Here is a 23,925-nt window from a genome sequence, read left to right as displayed (position 1 = left end):
TGAAGCGCCACACGTGCTCGCACGGGCGGTTCGTTTGGAACTCTGCGGGATCTACGATCATGAGCGACAGGCGGGAATTTCAGGAGATCGCTCATTGCGGTGGGCAGGTCATCTTTACCGTCGACAGAGGCGATGACGGTCGGAGGCGATATCGTGTCGCTTGGCAAAGCAGTCGGCCCGTCCCGGCGGCTGTATACTCGATCTACGCCTTGAGAGAGGGCATTCCGATCGCCGATCTACCTATGGGAGGAATAGGTGCGCCTTGGCCCGCTCCACCCGTGCCCGGCTGTGTTCCGGTATTCGTAGCCTCAGACAGCGAGGGAAAATTCGGCTTTGAGTGCCCGAGATGCAACCAGTATTGGCGGACGCGTGGCGGCGTATCGCTCTGTCCCTACTGCGGCGCCCATGCCGAGCGTCACGAATTTCTGTCCGCGGCGCAACGGGTCTACGTCCGGCTTTATTGCGAGAAGCTCGACGAGGCGCTTTCCGCGGTTGAAGACGGAATTCACGTCATCGATATGGATGCCGTCGCGGACGCGGCGGGAAAGGACGTCGCGAAGCCACCGTTCTATTACGCCGAGAAGAGCCAACAGAAGCAGTTCGACTGCACCGCGTGTGGCGAGTTTAACGATGTCCTGGGGCGGTTCGCTTATTGCTCGGTGTGTGGCACGCGCAACGATCTCAGCGAACTCGAAGGAAGCATCATCCCGGCGATCCGCGACGATTTGAATCGGGGCGCCGTTCCGTCAGGCTGTCTGAAAAACATCGGCTCGGCGTTCGACACCTTGGTCGGGCAATACACGGGGCAGCTACTCCAGAACAGGCCGATGCGTTCCGCGCGTCGCGAGCGCATCGGAAAGATGCGCTTCCACGATCTCGTCGCGACCAGACGAGAGCTGTTGGGCGGGTCCGACATCGACATCTGCGAAGGGCTGACAGAGGCGGAGATTGCGACCGCGACGCGCTCGTTTCAGCGCCGTCACGTCTACGAACACAACGGCGGCGAGGTCGACGAAAAGTATCTGCGCGACAGCGGCGATACGTCGGTCCGACTGAAACAGAGCATCCGGGAGACGCAGGTCGGCGTCCACGAATTCGCAAATCTCGTGCTGCGAATGGCTCGAAATCTCCACCGTGGCTTCCACGACATCTACGAACCTGCGAAGGGAGCCATAGACCGATACGAAGCGGAGAAGAAGCGCCTGGCCGCTCTTCAGCGGCAGACCGGGGGACGATCCCCCGTACCGCCGGTCAACACCGCCAAACCTCGGCTGAGAGGTGAGTAGGCGTCGCTGACGAATGCTTGCGGCTTGACGAACGCGCTTCAACCAATCTTGTAGCCAAACGCAGCCACTAACCAGGAAAAGACGTGGAATGGCGTGAAGAATTGAATCCCGGCGAGAAGCAACACGACAACGAACATATACACCACCGAAGCGCGCAAGACGCGTTGCCCGAGCGGTAGATATGGTGGCTTATTGTGTGGAGGCCAAGCGAATTGCTCTTCCCAAGCCTGCTGAGAAATGTGCTCGGGCCTGATTCTCTCGAGGGGTAACCAAGCGCGGTAGGCTGCAATCCCTCGTAACCTGGCTATCGGATTTCTCGACCACAGAAGGTTCCTTCGACCCGCAAAATCGATCAGAGATCGCAGAACCAGGCCGCAAATCGAGAGCATCAACCAAAATGCAAGATACACATACGCGATCATGAAGCCGAACGTCAGCCAAGACTTCGTAAATGATTTGACGGTGAAAACTGCCGAAATCGAACGCACTGTTTCGTCCACCAGCTTGTCCAGCCCCTCGAAGGTTCGACCGAAGAATGAGTTGTCATCGGCGGCCTGGAGCACAAAGATCACGAAAATAACCGCGGCAAGTTGAACGAGCGGAAACCTCATGACCGCTCGAAAAGGAGCGAAAATTGTCTTGATCATCTCGTGGTCCCTCTGAACGCTTGGCGGACGTTCAACTGGTCTGCGCTTGCCGATCGAACTTCAAACTCCTCGGGGCGAGCAGCCAGGTTATTCCCCGAGCTTCGCCCTGATCGAAACCGTATTCCTCAAGATCTTCGACCATCGGGCGGACGTCGAGTGGATCGAAATGCATTGACCGGTATCCCCAGACGGGATCATCCGTTCGCTCAAAGGTTATTTTCGCGCTGTAGGTCAAGCTCGTGCCGCCTAAGGAGCATGTGCGAAAAAGGAGGCCTTCGAGCGAGCGTGCTCCTTCATCTCCATCAAAACGTTGGAATTCCAGGCGCATTACGGGCTCTGGATTGAGAAGGATTTCGACAGCAGCCTGGGCTTCGTCCGCGGTCCAGATTTCGTCAAAATTGAAACCGTCCCCAGAACTGACGCCGGCTTTCGCCAAGAGCATTTGCCAGCCGTCTAGGAATTTGGAAATCGCGGGCAGTTGGTCGACGTATGGGCCGCTAAGCAGATCGCCGAGCGGCAGCGAAATGGACGGTATTCGCAAGTTTCCCGATATCGTGAGCTCGGCCTGGCCGCTTGCCAATAGTGAAAGCGCTTGCACCAGCTCCGCGTGTTGTTCGAGCGTGCGATGAATGTCCTCTAAGCCGCGCTCAGTTTCGAATTTCGCTCCGCTGCGCGTCATCCGAATGAGAAAATCATGATGCCGGATCAGGAGTTCTGGCCCGTCAGCGGCTTCTAGAGGCGGTCCGACGAACATCATGGCATCGAAACGCGCGGCTCGCCCGAATCCCGCTCCTCTAATCGATACGACGCAGGCTCCGAGACTTGGAGGGGTGAAAACCAGTTCGTCCAGATCATCGAACAGCGTTCCTCGGTATGGCAATCGGATGCCAAATCGCGTATCGAACACTCGAAATTTCTTAGGCTTCAGAGGAGTTAGTCCGAGCAGCACATTGTTTAGGTGCTGCGGTCCGTCGATGAACGCGATCGCCTCGGCTTCAAATCTTCCCCTTTCATAGCCAAGCTCGGCGAGCTGCTTTTGCTTTTCGATTGTATAGGCGGCCGAATCCACACGACAAACAGAGGTAAGGGCTTCTAGTAATCCTTCAGCGGTAGGCTCGAAGCGCGTTCCAAGCTTCTCGTAATCGTAGCTGACGTCTGCCTTGTTGATGTCGTATGCTTCGTTGGCCTCAGCCAATCGGAGTCTCTTCAACACCTTGGCAAGCTCACCACCGATAAGATGGACCAGATAGCCAGATTGGAGCTTTCCTTCCTGGCTTAACCGGAAGACGACGATGACGGAGGGGTGCGGATCCTTCGCGAGTCTATCTACAGAAGATAAGCTTAATCGAACTCGACTGCTCTTTCGTCCAACCGTCGATTTCAATTGCACGCGGACCGCTCTAGCCTGACGTTGATCGAGCGTAACGCCATCACCGGCACGCTCTGCCGGGAATTCGACAACGAAATCCCAGCCCATAACGTCGACCGTGCTCTTGTTGCAGATCAAACCGGACTGCGCACAAAGGAGCTGGAACTGGCTCTCTCCGATAAGGCCAATGCGCTCCGACTCGAGTTCGCGCTCCATAAAAAACTCCAAATTGTGCCAGCACTACAGCGAGAGCAAGAATTCACGAAAGCTACCGTCGAGCCGGTGGTGCACTGCCGACAACGCTGCTACCACCAAACGCCCCATGAAATTCAACCCCGTGTCGGCGGCATCCAGAACCTCGCGGATGGGCGGGACCGAGCTTGCAGGGTTGCGTAGATTGAACCGCTGCTCTTCGATCGCGTGGTCCCAGGCCGAGCGTATCCAAAGCTCGAGCGGTGAGATCAGAACGTCCTTGAAATGGGACCTGTGGGCCCATTGGACGAAACGTAGACTGGTGACGAACAGCTCGTCCGGGATGAGCACAGGCTGTGACGCGAGACGGCAAATCTCTCCGGCCACATAGTGTGCGAGGTTGTCCTCTTCGCTTCGGCCATTAACCAGGACCTGCAATATTCGCTTTCCTGGATAGCCGTCTTGTATATGCGCTGCAGCAACGCATAAGGCTGACAGCGCATCTGGCTCTTTGCGCAAGGCCGCGAGTATGCCAAAGCTGAGCAGCGCATCTTCCGCTGAAAAAATGGCCCGATCGGTCGAGAGCTGCTCCGGCTTTGCTCGGGGTACTTCACCGTAGGCAGGGTTCTCCGGACCGCTTCGCAGCATCGCCTCGCCGTTGACTTCAACGTAGATCTGACAGTCCACCAAGGCTGGAAGCGCGGCGACATACCTCTCGGCGTCGAGACGACGGGCCAAAAACTGCATGCGGGTCCTAACGAGGAGACACTCCATGTCGGGAATCGTCCCGCACTTGAGCCGTCCGCGCAGCCCCTGCTCCAACCCGGCGTCGAGGCCGCTTGCAATTTCCGCCTGCACCAGCAAGTAGCGGGCATAGTCGGCTGCTCCGAGCGGCATGTCGCTGAGATCGGCGGGCTCGGGGTTGCTGCACATGCCAGGCACCAAATGGAGCGGGTCTCCCGCAGCATCGACCTTCGTTGCGCTCAGTTGACTAAAAAGCCAAAGGATCGAGTGGCGTATGACGCGGTGACGATAGCCCGCTGCGACCGAACTTGTCGGATCGACCGCTTCGATTTCGTCCAACGCCGAATTAAGGTCTTGCAGCGCTGCGCCCACATCCCCGGCCTTATACGCAGCAAGTGCTTCGTCCGCATGCAGGCCGACGGCCATCAGCTTGCTATCTGTGAACGGTGAATGCGCCGCGACCCGGCGCGCGGCCGCAAACCACTCTCGCGCTTCGGTCCATTCTCCAATTTCCGCGGCACTGATAGCCGCTTCGCGCAGCATGTAGGTCCGAGCGGTTGGCTGTTCCACTTCCATCTGATCGGCGCTTTCGCGAAAAAGCCGAAGGGCCGCGACGTGATCTTTCCGACGATAGAAGATTTTTGCCCGCGCCCGATCGAGCGCAGCATCGGATTGGAGGATTGCCTCGGCATCATCGAGCGCTTGCAGACCAGCGTCGGCATCGTCCAGGTATTCGTCTAGGATGATGCTACGTGCGACGTGGCAACAGATCGAAAGTTCGCGATAACCCCACGCCTGCGCCTGACCAGCCATCCGGCCGTAAGCGGCCAAATGCGCCCGCCAGTTCGTAGCATCACGCTTGCTTTCTTCAAGCCAGCCGTGGTTCACGACGTGCCCGGCTTCTCCAAACCCGTCAGACGCATATTCCAACAACGCGGCACGATGCTCCGGCGTCGCAGCCGCCAATGAAGTGAACGCCTGTTCGAGGTCGTCAACACCGGAGACATGCAGCGCCCAATTCATGAACAGCGTACCCAGCAGGCCTCGCCGACGACCATCGGGCGCCGGGATGCGATCTTCGAGCATCGGACGCCATGCTGAATTGCGTTCGCAGAGCGTTGCAAAACGCAGCATCAGCCGAACAGGGTCCGGCAGCAAGGCAACAGCCTCGTCGAGGAAGAGTGCCTTGAAGAGGATCAAGCCTTCGAAATGCTCGCGTGCCTCGACATCGTCTAACTCGGCCAGCTCTGTTTGAAGCCTGCGCCAACAATTGCGGATTGCATCTCCTCTTCCGCTTGCTGCGATCAACACGAATTGAGCGAGCCTTAGCAGGATCGTGACACCCGGAGGATCCGCCGGGAAGATGGGTTGGTCCAGACGATACTCCCGCAACACATCCATCCAAGCCGAGATCTGGCGACGCACCTTCGCCGACGCTGCGATGATGTTGTAAGCGAGCCGTGTGAGCAGCCAGCCCTGCTCAGCCGCAAGCGCGTGCAAAAAGCCAAAATCTGCCTTATCGATGCCGAGGCTGCGACTTCCCAGCAGATGTAGCGCGGCAGTTTCATGCACGCGTCCGGCTTCTTCGGGCGCCAAGATCTCAGCGCCGGCCTTCTCCAGCAGGGGCGAAACTCGCATATCGCGCAACGCCGTGAGCTCCACCCAAGGTCCGATAAGTTGATCGAGCTGCAGGCCGGGTTCACTTATGACTGGATCGATTGTCCCGAGCTTTAGAGCAAGCGGCCGATCAAATCGGCCAAATAAAAGGCTTATCCTATACAGGAAACGGGCCGCTTCTGCGGAGAGGACCGCAACGATGCGGCTTCGCGCGGCACGCCTTTCGGCCTCAAGGTCCGCTGCCGGCTCGAAGGTCAAAAGAGTGGCCAGTTCCTCGGCTGGCCACCGCCGTCTGCGCAAACCCGAGATGATGGCCTGGACGCATTGCGGGTGCCCGCCGGCACTGGCGCGTTGTATCGCCTCTGGCCATTTTCCGTCAGCGTCGCCAACCTCTGACACCATTGCTGCGATTTCGGCAAGCGACATATCGGGAACGGATAGCTGTGCATCCTGATCCAGCCCAAGGTCAGAGAAGGCTCGGCTCGAAGGCGGCCGGTAAGCCGTAATGAGGCACAGCATGTCGTGTCGACGCAGTGCCGCAAGAAAACGCACTAAGCTCCGCCGAACGGCCGGGTCTTCGATCTCGTTGAGATCATCGAGGATGATGCCGCGCCAATCGGACCGCACGAGTTCGCTCAGCGCCGCATTCAATCGACCGGTGATTTGCTCAGCCGTACTCTCGCGAAGGTCGAGAATGCACCAAGGCGTCTCCTCGAGGCGGGCCATGAGACGGGCGACCGTTGTTTTGCCGGTGCCGGTCGCACCGGTGACGAAGGTCACGCCATGTCGCAGGACGCGCTGCCGCAGATCGGTTGTGACTTCGACACGTGCGGCCAGGACCGGCGGGAATGGCAACTCCGACTCCCGCTCGAGAAGGCTTGGGGGCGCGGTCGGCTCCCCCATGCTCTCCTCTGGCGTAAGGCGGTTCATCATCGCCTCGAAGCCGGTTCGCGGGACCAGCACACTCGCTGTATCTGTTACGAGGGTCAGGAGTTCGCGGCCGTCCAGGCGCCGCCGTCCCCCTTCGGCAATCGTCAACAGTATCCGCTGTACGACGGCATCGGCGAGCTGCTCACGTTGGGCGAGCGCATGAAAATGCTCAACGTGATAATGAAGCAATCCCTCTTCGAGCTCGCGCTTCACTCCTTCGAGGGGCTGTCTGCCACAGCTCCATTGGATGCGGCGCAGGAACTCATCGCGCAACGTCGCATCATCTCGGGTCGCGATGAAATTTCGCGCTCGGTCAGATAGCGCTATGTTGTTCAGTATCTCGCGGAGGGGTGACACATCGGCTCCTGCCGCAGCCCGCCGCCAATAATTGAGCGTTGCCTCGCCGCCAGCTCGATGTTCAAGCTTCTGTTCTCGGCCAATGGCACAGGTGGACAGAAACTGGAGGTAGACCTGCCTATCCGGGTTGCGCTCGACCAGATCGACGAACCCGTCCAGCGCGTCGCGCACCGTCTCCGAATTGATCGTGATGCTGGCCGATGTGTCCTTGACTTGCACGGCACGAAGCGCCTCCTCGGCCGCGACCGCGTAGTCCTGCGCTACCTCGAGCCAGAGCTCTTGGTTTGGACCGACATCCAGCCATGCGAGGCCACTCGCATAGAGCTGATAAGCATAGCCGCGCAGGGACGCGACGGCCTGTGCGCAAGGATCGCCACTCGGCTCAGAAAGGCGCGGACCCTGACTATACGGCTGCGACATGGCTCCAAAAGCGGATTGGAAATGTCGAATTGGCCGCCTCAGCGGCGATTCGAGGCTTTGATAAAGTCCGCCTGATGCGGGTCCGAGCGCAAGTGGCAATCGGACTTTTACGATAGCATATCATGGTCTACCTTGGGGTGCGGCCCTCGAGCCGCCGGCGTGCCTCCACCAACGCCCCCTCATCCAGTCGGAGCGAGCAGATCAGGCTCTTCTCATCGGTTATCCTGTAGACCGTGATCCGTGAAAAATGCTGCGCTTTCAGATTAAGAGCGGCCGCGCGGCGCCGGCTACTCTCGGCCTGTTCGTCCAGGACGCGGAGCATCGCATCGGGCAAAACGAAGAATAGTTGGCAGGGCTCGATGCTGCCGTCTGCGCTCGAAACGGTGAGGCGCCAATTGGATGCGCCGTTCTCGTCGAGCTGATAGTGGATGTTGGTCCACGGATCGGCCGGCGCCTGCATATGGCGAATCATTTGTTCACGACGATCGGCCTTGAGGAGAATGACAAAGCCGGTTGCCGATACACCGACGAAGAGTTCGCCGATATTCCAGGTGGCTTCGAGCAGTGGCTGGAGTATCGGCAACAGGCCGCCCTCAGCGTCCGCCTGCGACAGGCCCCATAGCTCACGTCGCAGCGTGGCGCGAATCCGTCTGACAAGCCGGCCTCGCGGCGCCGCCGACCCGCTGCCGGTGCGTTCTGTGCTTTCAATATAATCGTGCAGATCATCACCCACCGTGTCGATCGCCGATCGCAACTCGTCGTATTCCTGATGAGACAGATCGAGCAGCGCCACCTGGTGGGCCAGGGCATAGGCTTGCGCCCCAGGCGAAAAGCCCGATGTTGAACACAGCGCATACCGATAGCTGTAACAGAATCCTCGCCCGCTATTGGTGACGTCCTCGTTCGTTATGCCTGGGGCGGCTCCGGCAGACCGCGCCTGCACCGTCACCAGAACCTGGTTGACATCCTGAAGGATACCAACGGCGTGCCGCGCCTCGGGGATACCCACCCTCGCCCGTCCCTGCCCTCTCCATTTCGCCTCGATGAAGAGACGAATGGGATTTCCGAACGCCGGCGCCCATGTCAACTCGCCGAGGACGTCCGCCTGATGGAACCCGCCGCGTCCGCGCACCTGGAGCCCATTGCTCATGAGAGAGAGGTCGTGCGGGTCATCCTCCGGCCGCGTGAGAAGGCGATAGCCTGCGTTCCTGATGAGCGAGGCGACGACCTCCTCGAGAAGATACCCTTTCAGGACACCGGACGAGATCACCGCTCTTCTTGCCATGTCAGTCTTGCTCTCTCCGGAATCGCAGATCTGACCCGGTGGCCTACACCAGCCGGACATCGCTCACAACGCGCGGGCGGCGGTTATGCAACCCTCAAATCGCTCCAGCGGGTGCCCGCCCGCTTCCGTTGCCGCGCAGCGATTCTGCTGGAAGTTCAGCGAACGTCCCGCTAAAAGGGCCGACCGCCATCACCGAGCTTGCAGGGGAACTTCCACGTGCCGACGCTGCAGGCGATCATCGCATCCAAATATTTCGAGAAGCTGCGTCAATCGGACGACATGGATGCCGGAAAAATCGCGCAGCTCGAAGAGCTGTTCGCCTCAGGCAAGAAGATCAAAGTCGATGAGCTCGTGAAGGTCTTTGCCGCGCCGGCCGGGAGCGACATCACGTGATACGCCTTGAGCACGCGCATATCGAGGAGATGCGCGGCATCCGCAACCTCGACATCGATTTCGATCAGAAGACGTTCTCCATCTCCGGCCCGAACGGGTCCGGCAAAAGCGGCGTCATCGACGCCATCGAATTCGGCCTGACCGGCCGCATCAGCCGCCTGACCGGCACCGGCACTAAGTCGCTGTCGATCGCCGAGCATGGCCCGCATGTCGATCGCGTCCGCTTTCCTGACGCAGCATTCGTCACGCTCAAGGTCTATTTCCCGGCTCTCAAGAAATCGGCGACGATCACCCGCAAGGTCTCGGCACCAAAAAAGCCCAAGATCGAACCGGCCGCCCCTGACATCAAGGCCGCCTTCGAGCAGCTCGCCGATCATCCCGAAATCGCACTGTCCCGGCGTGAGATCCTGCGTTTCATTCTTGTCGAGCCGTCGCGGCGCGCCGATGAGGTGCAAGCCATCCTCAAGCTCGAGGAAATCGGCGAGAGGCGGACCGTGCTCAATAGCGCACAGAACCGTGTCAACGCGCTAAAGCGGACGGCTGAGGCCCAGTTTTTGGCAGCACGCAGCAGTCTGCTGACCCATATGCAGATCCCGAGCGTCAAGATCGAAGATCTGCTCGCGGTCGCCAACACGCGGCGCAAGCTTCTCGGTTTGACCTTGCTCGATCAGTTGACGCCGGACACGAGGCTCGACGCCGGGCTCACCTCGAGCGCGTCTGCGCCAGCGTTCAACAAGCAATCGGCCTTGCGCGACCTCGCTGCGATGACCGTCGCCCGCAACCAGCTTCCCAAGCTCGCCAAGGACGAGGTCGCCGCCCTGCTCGCGATCATGACTACCCTGGCGGACGATCCGGCGCTGCTTGCCTCGCTCCGCCGACGGACACTGGTTGAGCAAGGCATCGATTTGGTCGACGGTCCGCACTGTCCACTCTGCGATAGCCCGTGGGAGAGCGAACGACATCTGCGCGACCACCTCGCGATCAAGCTCGATAAATCCAACGAAGCGCAACGGCTGCAGAAGGATCTTTTCACCAACGCCAATGTGGTCGAGCAGGCCCTTTCGGACTGGCTTTCGCAGCTCGCGACCATCCGCAGGCTCGCCATGGCGCTTGGGGATGGGGGGTTCGTCGCGGCGATCGATCAATGGGCCACGGAACTTGGCAAGCTGCAAGGCAACTTCCGCTCACTCGATGGGCTCCGCAGCATCAGCGAACGCCTGGCAAGCGGATGGCATGCGGTGCCGGAGGGATTCGATGCGGCAGCGGCAGCCTTCGCAAACATGGTCGGCGATCTGCCCGACCAGACGGCCACTGTCGACGCTCAGACCTTTCTCGCGACCGCGCAAATCCGGCTCGCCGATTTCCGTGAAAACATGCGCGCCGACAAGGCCGCCGACCTCGCGGTCGCGGCCGCGACCTGCGCTTACACGACCTATTGCGAGGTCATGGATGCCGAGCTGGAAGCCTTGTACGACGACGTGCAGCAGGATTTCAGCACGTTCTATCGGCTCATCAACGAAGATGACGAGGGTGAGTTTACCGCCAAGCTCTCGCCCAGCGCCGGCAAGCTCGATTTCGATGTGAATTTCTACGAGCGCGGCCTTTATCCGCCGGGCGCCTTCCACAGCGAGGGCCATCAGGACAGCATGGGCGTGTGCCTTTATCTCGCCCTGATGAAGCGGCTGTTCGGCAGTCAATTCACCTTCGCCCTGCTGGACGACGTCGTGATGTCCGTCGATACTGGCCATCGCTATCAGTTCTGCAAGCTGCTGAAGACGCATTTCAAGGACACGCAGTTCATCATCACCACCCACGACCGCACCTGGGCGGAGCAGATGAAGTCCGCCGGTCTCGTCACCGGCAAGACCTCACTCCGCTTTCATAGCTGGACCATCGACACAGGTCCGCTCGTGGAATCGAACGTCGAGGTCTGGGACGAGATCAAGACGGCGCTCGATAAGAACAAGGTCGGCGTGGCCGCCGCGGCCCTGCGGCGCCACCTCGAATATGTCTCCAGGCACATGGCCGACCAGCTTGGCGCCGCCGTGGTGTTTCGCGGCGATGGCGGTTATGAACTGAACGACCTCCTCCCGCCGGTGCTTGCGCGGTTCAAGACGATCTGCGGAAAGGCCGCCGACGCCGCGCAGTCCTGGGGAAATGACAAAGGCAAGGCCGAAGCGACCGCACTCAAGATCAAGCTCTCCGCGTCGAACGCGGCATCCTCGGTGGAGCAATGGGCCATCAACAAGGCCGTGCACTACAACGAATGGGAGAATTTCGGTAAGCGCGACTTCGCGCCTGTCGCTAACGCTTTTCGAGAGCTGCTCGAATGCTTCAGATGTGAGCGCTGCGAAAGCTGGCTGTTTGTGACGCCCCGCCACAAGCCGATATCGCTGCGCTGCGCCTGCGATGCAGTCAGCCTCAATCTGGAGTCCAAACTGAGATAATCCGGGCGACTATCGCGCCCTTTGCGGCCGCTCGTTGAGCTCCCGAGAACCTCGTCAAGTTTCGCCACAGAACGTTTCGATTCGGGGATATCAAGCGCTCTCACTCTCATCTAGGAGCAGGGCTGTTCCAGACGCAGATCGATCAGGTAACGTTCGTGCCCAACGAGGCTATTGTGCTGCGCGGCGATCTAAATTAGCTGCGTTCTTACGGTTCGCCGCGAACAAGAAAACCCCGACGTCCTTTCGGAAGCCGGGGTCTTGGGTGCCTTGCTTTCGCAAGAATCGTTGGTTGCGGGGACACGCAACACCCGATTGTTGCGATTGGTAGAACAGCAAATTCCCAGGCTCGCTGCATAGTTGATCAGAACTGGCGAGTCTGCGTCCTAAAATCTTCTAAGTTGTTGATTAAACTGTAATCCATCGCTGGTCCGTTGCTCGACCTGCTTCGTCGCGAGGCGACTGAGAAAAAAGGAAGGCTCCAAACTGCGGGTACGGACTGACCGGATAGCTCTCGGCTCAAGCAATGGTTTCCACGATTTCATAACGCCGAATCAGCGGTGCAATCCCCTCGTTGAGCAGGGTCAGGACGTTCTGCGCTGTCGGAGCGAGGAGTTCAATCCGCTCGATGCGAACCGGACTCCATGAAGGCTCCTTGTCCTCATCCGAGGCGACTTCCTCGCGGAGCTCGAGAACGACCTGTCGCACCTCCTCCAGTTCTGCAAAAAAGGAGCTCGGGATTCCTGTGTCTTTCCAGCGGTCTTCGTTCGGTTCAGCTTCACGTGAGTAGGTATATAAGATCATGGTTCCGGCCTGCGTCCCTGCGATATCCCCGCCGGTCGCTATACTTGCCTATTCTGCCATCGAAGATCAAATCCCCTGTCGACGACGATGTGGTTGTCACTCTACGCGGCTCGCGCGTGTCCGATGAAGTGCGTGCGATCCAGCCGGCAAACGGGCAGTGGCGCAACACTTCCAGGCCTTCAGCCATCTCGTGAAGGACTGGACCACAAGATCCTACAGGTTCAGTCGGAACTGCCGCCATCGGAGTCACAGCGAACCGTGGCGGTGGGCGGAAGGGACGCGCGACCCTGACAGGTTCCACCGGCCTTGGCCTTCCTGCTGCGCCAACCGCGATCCGCGCGGATGAAAGCCTCCAGCATGTGCAGGATCAGCGCCGCACTGGCGACGAGCTCGTAAAGCCGGCTGTGCTCGGCCGCATACTGCGAGTTCTTCTTCGAGCGGTTCCAGCAAAAGGACCGCCATGCCCACGACGCCGACTTTCAGCAGCCGGCCGAGCCTCAGTTCGGGCTCGGTTCGGCTCCCGTCCATGAGACACGGAGATGTCGACCGTTCAGATAAGCGTAGCTTTTGAGAACCCTGAAGACCGCCGCCGGCAGCTCGACGGTGAGCTTGACCGGCTTGTCGTCTTCGAGCGGTCCAAGCTTGAATATCGTCACGATGTTCCTCCCTTCTTGTAGGGGCCAGCACCAAGTCGAGCGTTACGATGACACGGACCGGGAAACCTAGCCGGATGGTCAGCGTCGGCTGGATATTGAGCTGCCGCTGCACGAACTGCTGGCCCGTCTGACTGGTGCTGTTGGACGCATCGCTGCGGATCGCTTGAGCAAGGTCGTTCTCGTTCTGGCTCGCGCCCTCCGAAGGCGAAGGCCACGTTCGAATCGTGTTGGGTGCGCCATTGCACCGCCATCTGTGCGAACGCCCCCGCTCGCGATTTTCATCGCGAGTGCTCGCCATCAGAACTTGCCACAGCATCGGGCGGCGTAGGGCAAAGAACAAGATATCAAGTAGATGCATGCATTTGCCGACCGCCACGTCGCCACGGCGCGTGCTGTCCTCCATGAGAAAGCGGCAGCCTATTAGGCAGGTGCGGGCCTCGGTTGATGGATGACCGAACATCGAAATTGACCCAGGACGTTGCGCCTACCCGGTCGAGAGGTTTCGTTCTGGCTGAAAGCTGTCAGTGTGGTTTTCGGGCAGAACTCAGCGGGAGCTGCCACGGAACGAGCTATCTTGCTGTTGGCTCCGCAATGCGACGCTGTTCGCCAGCCTAGTCCCCTCATTCCCAACTGACGCCGCAACCGGCGCCCGGGACTAAATCATTCAGCGCAATCGCGCCGGCCGCTGGTCCTGTGCAAGGCGGGTACACAGGATGAGAATTCCGTGGGGCTCGTTCGCATATTGTTCTATGATGCGCACATGGCAAAAACCATAACTCCGAATCAACTGCTGGGGCAGATTGGCGAGACCGCCGTTCAATTGCGTTTCCTCACCATGGGCTTTCAGTTCGACGTGCGCTCGCGCCTCGAAACAGGAATCGATGGGATCGCCGAGGTAATGATTGAAGGCCAGCCAACCGCGCGAATGATCGCGGTGCAGGTGAAAGCGACCGCCGCGGGTATTTACGCGGGTGAAGATGCCAGCGGCTTTACCTACCTGCTGCGTAGTGAAGACCTCGCTTACTGGCGCGGATCGAATCTTCCCATCATCATTGTCCTCTTTCGTCAGCGCGACGAGACCTATTTCTGGAAAGAAATTTCGAGCGGTTCGGGGCCAGGCGAAAGGCGGCTGAGCTTCCACAAGAAGCAGGACGTGCTAGACGCGAGGGCGGTCGATCAGCTAGCCGCTCTTACTATTCCGAAGACAGGCTTCGGCTACTACGTCCCGCCACTGGGCGGCGGCGAAGAAGCGCTGGTGAACATCCTTCCCGTCAGCCTGCCCCATGAAGTATTCGTAACTACAACGCCGTATACGGCTAAGCAGGCGACCGCGATGCTCCTCGACGCCGATGAGCCTGCGCGCTTTGATTGGGTGATCAAAGGCAGCTCGTTCTGGTCCTTCCACGATCCACGCACTTCGTCGTGCAATCAGATCGTCGATCTGGATCAGGTCGAAGCGATCGAGGTCGGACACTTGGCGTTCCACGAAGACCTCGATGAGCGGAACAACTTTGCCTTCCTTCTCAATCAGACGCTCCGTCATCAGGTGCGAAGCGATCTGGAATGGGACAAGGAAGGACGGCTTTTCTATTTCAGGGCACGATCCGAAAACGAGTCCCGCGCATTTCACTATCAATCAGCGAAGAAGAAGGTTGAAGCCGACGTCGTCAACGTCGTCCGCAACAAGACAGACCAGACCCGCGTCGAGTTTGTGCGGCACCACGCCTTCGTGCCTAGGTTCGAACTCCTGTACGATCAGTGGTTCTTGACGATCAATCCGACTTACTACTTCACCACCAATGGGTTCATTACGCATTCCTATCCGAGTGCGCTGCTGGCCGGAAAGAAGCGGTTGGACAAAAGTGCATCGCTTCGCGGTCAGGTAATCATGTGGCATCGCTTCCTCACAGAGGAAGAGCGCAAGGCAGACGATTTGTTCGCTGTTGCCACCGCTGATCCGCGCCTCACATTCGGCGAGCCCCCAAGTGTTGAACTCCCCAAAAAGGTGCCCGAGGACGTGTGGGGGACGCCGAAGAAGTCGGGTGAGGACGCCGATCCTAACCAAGAGCAACTGAGGTTCGCATGAAGTTCGAGACCAAGATCTTCGATGAGCCACTTCTCGAGTTTGGAGACCAACATTACCATCCCGACCCACGTCTTGGGCTGTTCGAGGCTGGGCCGCTACAGACGCCGCTTGGTGATGCCATCAAGATCGCCGTCGTGGGGAGTGCGAAGACCGTCGAGGACACTCGCGACTTCCTTCAAGCTGCTGCTTCCGGATTCGCGGGAAAATCGGAAAAGCATCCAAACCTGCATCCGCCGTTTCCTGGCCTCGGGAATCAGAACCCTTTCCGAACTCGGTTCGAAATTCCGGATGGCGCGGTTACCGCGATCCCGCAGGCGCGCATTGAACGCATCAGGAAAGAACCCCATCACGGCAAAGCGGTCGAGATGGCGGTCGATGAGATCATTGAGCAGCTACAGGCGATCGATGAGGGCAGTTCACGGCCGGATGTCGCCATCATTGCGCTGCCGGTTGAGCTGATCGAGCGCGTCTGGAACGCCAAGGTCGATTCTGATGCGACAGTGGAGAAGGAAGATAGCGCGGGCTCAGATGCTCCCAATTTTCGCGGCATGCTCAAAGCCAAGGCGATGCACTTTCGCTTTCCCATCCAGATCGTCTGGGAAGACGTGCTCGACGAGCGAGTCGCCATCCCTCTGAAGATCAAGGAGAGCAGCGACCGACAAATTCAGGATCAAGCCGGCCGTACGTGGAATCTCCTAACCACCCTTTACTACAAAGGGTCTGGGCGCGTGCCGTGGCGACGGGCGCCTCAACAGGGAGAGTTTTCTGCTTGCTACATCGGGGTGAGCTTTTATCGCGAGGCCGGGGGACAACAACTTTTCACAAGTGCAGCTCAGATGTTCGATGAGCGAGGACGAGGGTTCATCCTGAAGGGCAAAGGCGCGCAGACGGAAAGTCGTGGCAGGCATCCCTATCTGACGCAGGATGATGCGAATACTCTGATTGCCGATGCTCTCGCCGCCTACAAGAAGCATCACATGAACTATCCGGCGCGCGTCATAGTGCTTAAAACATCGCGCTTCCGCGACGAAGAAGCCGATGGGATTTTTGAAGCGCTTGACGAGGTTGGCACCGAACTGCGCGATCTCGTGTGGGTGCAGGAGTCGTCGTTCGTGAAGGTGTTTAGGGACGGCAACTATCCCGTCATGCGCGGCACGTTCGTCGAACTTGATGGGAAAGGCTTGCTCTACACCAACGGCAGCATTCCCTATTATGGGACATACCCCGGCATGTATGATCCGAAGCCGCTGTTGATCTGCCCCTACAAAACCAGCGATAGTACGGTCGCGCGGATCGCGAACGAGATATTCGGTCTCACGAAAATCAACTGGAACTCCACACAGATGAACCAGAAGTTGCCGATCCCCATTCGTGCAGCCCGAAAAGTTGGGGAGGTCCTTAAGTATATCACTGATGAGAAGGTGAGTTCCGACTACCGCAAATACATTTGATCGCATCCTGCGGCTTCTGTAAGACTGATCTACAGCCTCGATAGCGCCGCCTTCTCCGGGCTGTAAACGTAGAGCGTAATCGACTGATCTTTGATGCGAGCAACAACTTCGTCGATAACATGGAGCGGCACAAGAAACCACTCGCGTGGCTTCACCGTCCGGCCAAAGCGATCGGGTATTTCGACGTCGAGTCGAGCCGCTGCGAAGAACCGGTGTAGAAGCGCTTCCAACTTGGCGCGATTGATGTTGATGAGCTTATAGGTGGCGACGATATCCACATCGGCGAACAGAAATGTCGGGTCCGCCTTAGCGTTAGAGACGCGAAGAGAAACCTCTCCACCAGTCACGCCGATCTTGTGAATGAGGTCGCGATGTTGAGCGAAATAGGGATGATTGGATTGGCTTCTGAGCACATAGATTGTGCCGGTCTCAACGCCATGAACTGGCGCCTCATTCGTCATCATCGGCCTCGGCAAACAGCGGTCCAGCGATGGGATCGGTAATCCTTCGTCCCGCCTCGTCGCGGTGCAATGCGCGCTGCAACGAGCGCAATAGAATATCGCTCTCGGTGCCGTTGTCGTAGATCACTCGCAGCCGGCTATCGCGGCGTTCATACTCCGTCTCAAACTCCTTGCCCACGTCGGCGATATAGGCCATCTGTCCGTTGATTATGAAGAACTCGCCTTGCTTGATTCCGGCCATCCTCGCGTAACGGCGAGTCTTACGCAGGCCGCTTTTTAGGTCCTCGCGGATGGCGTTGAACAGGGGCTCGAACACCTCGAAATCATCGCATTTCGTGCGCTCGGCGATCTCCTCGGCTGCACGCACCTCAGCGCGGGGCTTGACGTGTTTGAGCTGGGTTACGTCATTGGCGCGGACATCGTCACTGTCCATCTCCAGCTCTTCGAGCAGGGCTTCGTCGTCGAGCTGTTCCTCGCTCACTGCAGCTTGCTCCGTCATCGGGCCGAGAAGCCCATGTTTATCGAGCGGCTCCAGCAAGGGACGAAACCGCGCCAACACCCTTAACCGGTCCAACCGTACGGCATAAAGCCGTTCGAAGATATCGCGGCCTTGCCCATGCTCCGGAGCGCGCCCGTGTTTGTCGACGAACTTCACGATCTCTTCAAATCCGGCAATGACGCGCGCCTCCTCATGCGTGTGACCGCCACGCGCCGCCTTCTCGTCATCAAGCTCCAGCTCGCGGGCGAGTTCGTCGAGATCATTCTCGTCACTCATCATAAGCCCCTGCCGCCTTGTGCTTACCGAAGGCCAAGCGGCCCTCCGCAAGGCGCTTCTCCCATGCGTCGGTAGATGTAATGTCAGGCAGTCTTCCACGCTCTTTCTTGAACTTCACTGCGCGCACCGCCAAGTCGCGCGCCTCGTCTGGCGGAATCGTCGTTCGCTTGGCGGCGATTGCCTCCTGCACCTGCTTCAATATTTTGGGGTCCAGCGTCTTTGAGAGAATGGCGAAGGCGGGACCGAAAGGGTTGATGCGGTCGATCATATCGATGTCGAGGTCGCGGACGTTCACGAAACGTCGAACGCCGTCGACGAAGGCCGTGTTTGCGACGGGATCGCCGCCGCCACCAAAATCTCCGGGACCGATTGTCGCCGCCCCGCCTTCAGCGGCCTTGCGGGCTTGCTGCACGAGCGTGAGCGCGGCCACAGCGCGCTGCCGGATCGCTTCACGATCAGTCTCGGTCAAATCCGGATATTTGTCCTGGACGATGTCCCCCATCTTGAGCTGGGTGAGTTCTTCGGGAACTGTATCTTCGTCAAACAGACCGCGCTCCAAAGTCCGGGGGTCCTGCACAAACGCTGTAATGACCTCGTTGATATCCTCTTGGCAGATGCGCGCCGCTTCCGCGCTCTCTGGCTGGACCAGCCCCTTGATCTCGATGTGGAACTGTCCCGTCGCTTCGTCGAAGCCGACGTTGCTGCCTCCTGGCTTATAGCCGCCTTCACCGTAGTTATATCCGTCTAGGCGACCATCGTCCGTATTGCGTGGCGTGAAGTTGAAGCGTGGTGCCAGAACTTGCTCCATGAGCAAGCTGGCGGCGATAGCCTTCAATGTGTCGTTCACGGCGTCGACGACAGTATCCTCTGCCGCATCCGGTTCAGCGATGAGGTTTGTAAAACGCGCCTTCGGCTTGCCGGGCGCATCGCGCGTGGCGCGGCCAATGATTTGGATGATCTCGGTGAGACTGTTGCGATAGCCAATGGTCAGCGCGTGCTCACACCAAATCCAATCGAATCCCTCCTTGGCCATGCCAAGCGCAATGATGATGTCGACATGGTCGCGATTATTCTTCTGCGCAGGGTCCTTCAGCGCCGCGATGGTCTTGGCCTGCCGGACAGGGTCAACGAGGTCCGCAATACGCAGGATGCGCCCATCAGGACGTTCGACGAGATGAAAACCCGTCACGGTGTCTTCGCCCTTCCAGGCGCCGAGCGCGTGCATGATCTCCTCTGTCTCACGGAGCTTGTCGCCCAGGCTCTCGCGCGAGTTCACATTCGGTATATGCACGATGGTCTTCTTGTCGGGATCGAGCACCTTGTCGACGGCATCGGTGTATCGCCCCGAGTAAAAGAAATAACCCAAGTCGAGCTGCTTCAGATGCTCGTAACCATTGAGCTGTTCATAGTAAGTATAGGTGACGGTCTGAAACTTGATCTCGTCTTCGGCGGCGAGCACCGGCACCGCGTCGCCCCGAAAATAAGAGCCAGTCATCGCGATGATGTTGACTTTGTCGCGCGCCATGAATGCGCCGAGCTGGGTGCCAAGCACATTGTCACCGCTGGCCGATACGTGATGGAATTCGTCGATCGCGATCAGCCGATCATCAAATGCTTCAATACCGAGTTCCTCGACGGCGAAGCGGAACGTCGCGTGCGTGCAGACAAGCGCCTTGTCATTCGATGCCAGGAATTGTCCGACAGCCGCAACCTTGGACCGCGCCACGCGGACATCGTCAGCACCAGGAGCGTTGCACAAGTTCCACTGCGGCTCGACCTTCCAATCATAGGGAAAGCCAGATCTACTCAGTGGCTCGTCTGCGAAACTGCCACCGATGGAACGCTCAGGCACGACGACGATGGCCTGCCTAACGTTCTGATTGTTGAGTTTGTCCAGCGCGATGAACATCAGAGCACGGGATTTGCCCGAGGCTGGCGGCGACTTGATCAGCAGATATTGCTCGCCGCGTTTGGCGTATGCGCGTTCCTGCATGGTGCGCATACCAAGCTCGTTCGCCTTTGTGGAGGCGCCGGTTTGTCCATACGTAACCGAGAGGGATGGAGGCGTAATCTTCGCGGTCATCTCAGGCAGCCCCTCTTTTCGCCCGTTTTGGTTTCGCTTCGCCGTTACCCGCCGTCGTCATTTTCGTGTACATCTCGAACAGCTTCTCAAGCCGTTCGGTATCGTTTTTGAAGCGGCGACCGATGTAGATGCGCTCCAGCGTCTCGTCATTCTTATCGTGGGCCGCGCGCAGATTGTCGGGCATCTTCTCAGGATCGTACAAGGCGGCGATGGTGGCGGGAAAGTGCGCCTCGCGCGCGAGCAGGATGTCCTCTGCGCACCGCGTCAGCTCCGCCTTCTGGTTCGTGGTGAGCTGCGGCATTGGAAAGGTATTCCAGCCGAGATTGCTTGCGTAGCGATACCGGGTCTCTAACTTTCCGCAGACAGTTGCGACCCAAGCGAGATGCAGCTTCGAACTCAACACCGAAAAATCCGCCACATCCGGGTCATACAAGACGTGAGCCAGATGGGTGATCACCGCATCGCTCTTCAGTAAGCCGACAGGCAAAAACTCTCTTCGTTCTGACGACACCTGCGGGACCAAAATCTGATACTTCTTGGCTTCATGGCGATAACGGAATTGATGTGGGCGACCAACCAAGGTTCGCGCAACTTCACCTCCATCTTTGCGATATTTCAGAACCGACTGAACACGCGGTCCGCTGAACGGATGCGTCGTCGCAAAAGCGAGTTCATCATCTGCAAACCAAAGGCAGTAACGGCTTACGCCATCGACAAGTTCTGTGGTGCCAAGAACTCGTCTAACCTTGCTGGATAGATCGGGATGATTGGCACGTACAGACTGAGCCTCGTCTTGCGTCAGAAATAGGTGCCCCTCGTCATAGGCAGCGTTCCCGGTAATCATGCGAGAGAGAGAGTTTAAGTTCTGACTGCTCGGCTCAACAATGACATTCGCGCCGTCAAGGAGATAGAAGTTGATGTTGGACACGAGGCGGCGAATGCCTTCCGAAAGAATGACCTTGGGAGCGGCCGTGCATTTTCGAAGTCCGATGATCGTGCACGACACGCCCGCATTATTTTGCGCGTTGTTCGCCCATTTGAACGGCTCATAACAAAACGCAATCTCGCAATTGGCTTTTTGTATGAGCGGCCAGAACGTCGGCACATGCGTGCCCTGGCAGATGGAATTCGTTGTAACAAGTGCCGATTTGGTCGCAATGGACAGGAAGTCGGCAGACTTCAAAAAGAACGCGCACACATAGTCGAGATTCTTGTATTGATCCGATCTGCCACGAAAAACGGTTGCAACATCTGCTTTTTGATTTCGGTCTTGCTTTTTCCCGCCGAGATAAGGGGGGTTGCCGCAAATATAGGTTTCACCCTCTGGCTCCGGCGGCGCATCCAACGCAAGGCGACCGGTTGGTCCCCCAAGGTCTTCTTCAATTGGACTCGCGGCCTTCTGAGGCGGGCAGACCTCCGACCAGTTTTCTCGTAGCGCGTTGCCGGTCTTGATACGGCCCGTGTCATGCAACGGCAGCACCATGTCTCGGGCTTCCTTCTGCCCGATGTAGTTCACGTCGCTTTGAAATTCAGCAATGAGAAGCGCCAACCGCGCAATCTCGGCGGCGAAGCTCTTGATTTCGATGCCATAGAAGTTCGTGAGCGGAATAGCGCTACGCTCTCCATGGTAGCTTACGAGATTCAACAACTCTTCATCAGAGCCTGCGCCACCCTGCAAGCGAATGATGATCCGCCGCTCGATCTCGCGCATCTGTCGGTACGCAATGACGAGGAAGTTTCCAGAACCGCAGGCCGGATCGAACACACGGATGCGCGTCATTCTCTTCCGGAGATTCTGAAGCTTTCGTCTGTTGTCACCCGCTTCTTTCAGTTTCTCGCGCAGGTCATCGAGGAACAATGGGTTAAGCACTTTGAGGATGTTCGGAACGCTCGTGTAATGCATGCCCAACTCGCCGCGCTCATCCTCGTCGGCGACAGCCTGGATCATCGAGCCAAAAATATCCGGATTGATTTCCCTCCACGTCAGCGAACCGGCGTTCACGAGATAGGAGCGCGCGATACGCGAGAACTTCGGCACTTCGTTGCGCTTCGTGAAAAGACCGCCGTTAACGTAGGGAAAGTCGTCGGCGAAGGGGCGGATTTTGGCCTTGCCGCGGTCCTCAATCTTGGTGTCCATCGCCCGAAATAATTCGGCGATGACTTCATGGGTGTTGCTGGAATCGCTCACCGTGAATTGTTCGATAGCTTTCGTAAAAAGGTGATCGCCCTTGAAGATGCCGGTGCTCTCGGCAAAGAAGCAGAAGATGAGGCGCGCCATGAATTGGTTGAGATCAGCCCGCCGGGCTTCGCCATCCCAATCCGGATTCTCCTTCAACAGCTCGACATAGAGCTTGTTGAGTTTGTTGGTTGCCCGAATATCAATCGGGTTGTCTTTGATCTGCCGAACCGCCGAAATGCCGGCGAGGGGCAACATCAAGCCAAACGCTTTTGGTAGATCGGCAAGCTTGCAGATTTTGGCTTCGCCAGTCGCCAGCTCTTCGACCTCAAGCATGTCGCCATCGGTGGCGAGCACGAACTTGGCCTTGGCCTTGAGCGTTGCAGGGCTTGATCTCAGCGTTTTCAGGGTCTCGCCGACAGCCCCCGCCCCGCACACCGCGATATGAATATTGCTCCGCTGGAGAAGGCCGCCCTCGACATCAGAGGCGTTCGAGCTGCCAGATCGCAGCCGCTTGAGCGTCGTCTCCTTGTTGCCGAAAGCTGCGAGCAGCTGGAACGGGAACTCGGCCGCGTCGAAAGGCTCCCCCGCCAGCTGGGAGATGGCCTCCTCGATGTCGGTAGCCTTCATCTGACGCGAGCTTCCCGTGTCGGCTGCGAACACGGAGCGCATCGGACGAGAGCGCTGTTCCAAAGCGGCGCAGGCACTCGTTAATTCGGATCGCGGGAGCCTCCGGAGCGCAGCACCGCTGCCTATCCAATGACCTTCGCTACAACGCCTGGCCGCAGATGGGAAGCGATCTTCGGTTCCCGCGGCCTCTTTTCACCGATATCCTCGCCAATGTTTGCCCGCGGCAGCCGCACGCCGCCTCAATTGATCAGGCTCTAAATGTCGACGTGTCGACACCGCCCTTGCGCAGCCAACGGCCCAGCGTTCGGAATCCGGTTTGGGACACGCCATCCGCAGCAGACGACGAGCGCTCAAGGAGGACAATCACGATGCGCCCTCAAGAAAATTATATCGTTCTTTCAATAACATAGACGTTCGCACTTCTATCCAGTACGGCGCGCCATCATTCTCAATGGCAGTCAGGTAACAAGTACAGGCCTCGCGCAGTGGCGGATGCGCCCCGCCAATTGCGTCCAGTTCCCCACCCTTATAGGTCCTCGTGATGCCCACGATGATGATGCGCCACCGTGGGCTGCACTCCATCGGGAGGGCGCAGTCGCGCGACGGCCAATACCTCTTCAAGGAGCTTTGCTACCTTCGAGGTCGAGCTCCATCTTTACGATTTCGAGCTGTACGGGGCTGTTGCCTCTTGTAAACACGCCTTGCCCCACGGCGCGGAAGCCATACTTCTCGTAGAATTTCACCGCCGTAAGAGTGGCTTCGAGATAGGCCTTCGGAGCCCCGGATGCTGCGATCCGGTTTAGGGCCGTTTGCAAGAGTTGCTTTCCGACACCACGAAAAGATCCGTCTTCAGCGACAAAAAGTTTGGTGACCTCAAAGCCATCGATTTCCACGAAGCCGACGATGCGATCGCCCTCAGCGACCCAAATCGATTCCTTTCGAATGGCATCGAGGTAGATGCTTGGATCCCGCCCATCGAGCCACAACGCAAGCTGCGCCGCCGAATATTCCCGGCGACACAGAGTTTCCACAGAACTCCGGTGCACCCGAAATATAAAATCGACGTCCGATTCGGTTGCGGGCCTGATCCGCATAGCTGGTACGGTCATGTCGTCCTCC

Annotated in this window: 15 protein-coding genes and 2 pseudogenes; 5 read left to right on the top strand and 12 right to left on the bottom strand. The window is 58.5% G+C overall.

All coding sequences use genetic code 11. The features are described 5' to 3' along the window. Positions 1-59 precede the first annotated feature (59 nt). On the top strand, positions 60-1,286 hold the full coding sequence (locus tag P6U31_RS03920; protein WP_407186952.1) for a hypothetical protein: 1,227 nt from the start codon (positions 60-62) through the stop codon (positions 1,284-1,286). Positions 1,287-1,324: 38 nt separating this feature from the next. Here P6U31_RS03920 and P6U31_RS03915 read toward each other — a convergent pair whose 3' ends face one another. The 4 genes from P6U31_RS03915 to P6U31_RS03900 form a co-directional block, all read right to left on the bottom strand. Further along, complete coding sequence (locus tag P6U31_RS03915; RefSeq protein WP_407186951.1) at positions 1,325-1,933, bottom strand: hypothetical protein; 609 nt, start codon at positions 1,931-1,933, stop codon at positions 1,325-1,327. 31 nt (positions 1,934-1,964) lie between these two features. Continuing rightward, the gene (locus tag P6U31_RS03910) at positions 1,965-3,518 is read right to left on the bottom strand and encodes a hypothetical protein (RefSeq protein ID WP_407186950.1); all 1,554 of its coding nucleotides are present in this window, start codon (positions 3,516-3,518) and stop codon (positions 1,965-1,967) included. Between the two features lie 24 nt (positions 3,519-3,542). Then, positions 3,543-7,562, bottom strand: coding sequence for a hypothetical protein (locus P6U31_RS03905; RefSeq protein WP_407186949.1), 4,020 nt, complete (start codon positions 7,560-7,562; stop codon positions 3,543-3,545). Between the two features lie 127 nt (positions 7,563-7,689). Continuing rightward, a complete protein-coding gene (locus P6U31_RS03900) occupies positions 7,690-8,847 on the bottom strand; it encodes a hypothetical protein (protein ID WP_407186948.1) in 1,158 nt (385 codons plus the stop codon). A gap of 216 nt (positions 8,848-9,063) precedes the next feature. On the opposite strand from P6U31_RS03900, the gene P6U31_RS03895 reads away from it, so the two are divergent. Continuing rightward, a complete protein-coding gene (locus P6U31_RS03895) occupies positions 9,064-9,240 on the top strand; it encodes a hypothetical protein (RefSeq protein WP_407186947.1) in 177 nt (58 codons plus the stop codon). After that, complete coding sequence (locus P6U31_RS03890) at positions 9,237-11,687, top strand: AAA family ATPase (RefSeq protein WP_407186946.1); 2,451 nt, start codon at positions 9,237-9,239, stop codon at positions 11,685-11,687. The genes P6U31_RS03895 and P6U31_RS03890 overlap by 4 nt, the downstream gene beginning before the upstream one ends. 516 nt (positions 11,688-12,203) lie before the next feature. On the opposite strand, the gene P6U31_RS03885 is transcribed toward P6U31_RS03890, so the two are convergent. The 3 genes and pseudogenes from P6U31_RS03885 to P6U31_RS03875 all read right to left on the bottom strand — a co-directional run. Continuing rightward, positions 12,204-12,488: a hypothetical protein gene (locus P6U31_RS03885; RefSeq protein ID WP_407186945.1), complete on the bottom strand. Its 285-nt coding sequence runs from the start codon at positions 12,486-12,488 to the stop codon at positions 12,204-12,206. 557 nt (positions 12,489-13,045) lie between these two features. Next, a pseudogene (locus tag P6U31_RS03880) lies at positions 13,046-13,144 on the bottom strand (DUF2274 domain-containing protein); the annotation flags it as partial. 19 nt (positions 13,145-13,163) lie between these two features. Further along, a pseudogene (locus P6U31_RS03875) lies at positions 13,164-13,340 on the bottom strand (TrbI/VirB10 family protein); the annotation flags it as partial. Between the two features lie 564 nt (positions 13,341-13,904). Between P6U31_RS03875 and P6U31_RS03870 the strand changes: the two are divergent. Together P6U31_RS03870 and P6U31_RS03865 are read left to right on the top strand one after the other, a co-directional pair. Next, positions 13,905-15,230 carry a DUF4365 domain-containing protein gene (locus tag P6U31_RS03870; protein ID WP_407186944.1) on the top strand — a complete coding sequence of 442 codons (1,326 nt, stop codon included), beginning with the start codon at positions 13,905-13,907 and terminating at the stop codon, positions 15,228-15,230. Beyond that, positions 15,227-16,681: an argonaute/piwi family protein gene (locus tag P6U31_RS03865; protein WP_407186943.1), complete on the top strand. Its 1,455-nt coding sequence runs from the start codon at positions 15,227-15,229 to the stop codon at positions 16,679-16,681. The genes P6U31_RS03870 and P6U31_RS03865 overlap by 4 nt, the downstream gene beginning before the upstream one ends. Before the next feature lie 29 nt (positions 16,682-16,710). Here P6U31_RS03865 and P6U31_RS03860 read toward each other — a convergent pair whose 3' ends face one another. The 5 genes from P6U31_RS03860 to P6U31_RS03840 form a co-directional block, all read right to left on the bottom strand. Further along, positions 16,711-17,145 carry a GIY-YIG nuclease family protein gene (locus P6U31_RS03860; protein ID WP_407186942.1) on the bottom strand — a complete coding sequence of 145 codons (435 nt, stop codon included), beginning with the start codon at positions 17,143-17,145 and terminating at the stop codon, positions 16,711-16,713. Then, the gene (locus tag P6U31_RS03855) at positions 17,132-17,917 is read right to left on the bottom strand and encodes a hypothetical protein (protein WP_407186941.1); all 786 of its coding nucleotides are present in this window, start codon (positions 17,915-17,917) and stop codon (positions 17,132-17,134) included. The genes P6U31_RS03860 and P6U31_RS03855 overlap by 14 nt, the downstream gene beginning before the upstream one ends. After that, positions 17,910-20,000: a DEAD/DEAH box helicase gene (locus P6U31_RS03850; protein WP_407186940.1), complete on the bottom strand. Its 2,091-nt coding sequence runs from the start codon at positions 19,998-20,000 to the stop codon at positions 17,910-17,912. Before P6U31_RS03850 ends, P6U31_RS03855 begins: the two co-directional genes overlap by 8 nt. 1 nt (position 20,001) lies before the next feature. Beyond that, complete coding sequence (locus P6U31_RS03845) at positions 20,002-22,806, bottom strand: class I SAM-dependent DNA methyltransferase (RefSeq protein ID WP_407186939.1); 2,805 nt, start codon at positions 22,804-22,806, stop codon at positions 20,002-20,004. A 617-nt stretch (positions 22,807-23,423) separates the two neighbouring features. Continuing rightward, positions 23,424-23,915 carry a GNAT family N-acetyltransferase gene (locus tag P6U31_RS03840; RefSeq protein WP_407186938.1) on the bottom strand — a complete coding sequence of 164 codons (492 nt, stop codon included), beginning with the start codon at positions 23,913-23,915 and terminating at the stop codon, positions 23,424-23,426. Positions 23,916-23,925 lie beyond the last annotated feature (10 nt).

Origin of the sequence: Bradyrhizobium centrosematis, from assembly GCF_045571495.1 — a bacterium.
GTDB classification, from domain to species: Bacteria; Pseudomonadota; Alphaproteobacteria; order Rhizobiales; family Xanthobacteraceae; genus Bradyrhizobium; species Bradyrhizobium centrosematis.
Note: the sequence above shows the minus strand (reverse complement) of the source record. Positions and strands in the feature narration are given on the sequence as shown.

Excerpts from the sequence above, each read along its gene's own strand:
- P6U31_RS03840 (WP_407186938.1), bottom strand. The coding sequence starts at position 23,915 with ATGACCGTACCAGCTATGCGGATCAGGCCCGCAACCGAATCGGACGTC.
- P6U31_RS03850 (WP_407186940.1), bottom strand. The coding sequence starts at position 20,000 with ATGACCGCGAAGATTACGCCTCCATCCCTCTCGGTTACGTATGGACAA.
- P6U31_RS03915 (WP_407186951.1), bottom strand. The coding sequence starts at position 1,933 with ATGATCAAGACAATTTTCGCTCCTTTTCGAGCGGTCATGAGGTTTCCG.
- P6U31_RS03920 (WP_407186952.1), top strand. The coding sequence starts at position 60 with ATGAGCGACAGGCGGGAATTTCAGGAGATCGCTCATTGCGGTGGGCAG.
- P6U31_RS03865 (WP_407186943.1), top strand. The coding sequence starts at position 15,227 with ATGAAGTTCGAGACCAAGATCTTCGATGAGCCACTTCTCGAGTTTGGA.
- P6U31_RS03910 (WP_407186950.1), bottom strand. The coding sequence starts at position 3,518 with ATGGAGCGCGAACTCGAGTCGGAGCGCATTGGCCTTATCGGAGAGAGC.
- P6U31_RS03845 (WP_407186939.1), bottom strand. The coding sequence starts at position 22,806 with ATGAAGGCTACCGACATCGAGGAGGCCATCTCCCAGCTGGCGGGGGAG.
- P6U31_RS03905 (WP_407186949.1), bottom strand. The coding sequence starts at position 7,562 with ATGTCGCAGCCGTATAGTCAGGGTCCGCGCCTTTCTGAGCCGAGTGGC.
- P6U31_RS03860 (WP_407186942.1), bottom strand. The coding sequence starts at position 17,145 with ATGATGACGAATGAGGCGCCAGTTCATGGCGTTGAGACCGGCACAATC.
- P6U31_RS03900 (WP_407186948.1), bottom strand. The coding sequence starts at position 8,847 with ATGGCAAGAAGAGCGGTGATCTCGTCCGGTGTCCTGAAAGGGTATCTT.
- P6U31_RS03870 (WP_407186944.1), top strand. The coding sequence starts at position 13,905 with ATGGCAAAAACCATAACTCCGAATCAACTGCTGGGGCAGATTGGCGAG.
- P6U31_RS03855 (WP_407186941.1), bottom strand. The coding sequence starts at position 17,917 with ATGAGTGACGAGAATGATCTCGACGAACTCGCCCGCGAGCTGGAGCTT.
- P6U31_RS03885 (WP_407186945.1), bottom strand. The coding sequence starts at position 12,488 with ATGATCTTATATACCTACTCACGTGAAGCTGAACCGAACGAAGACCGC.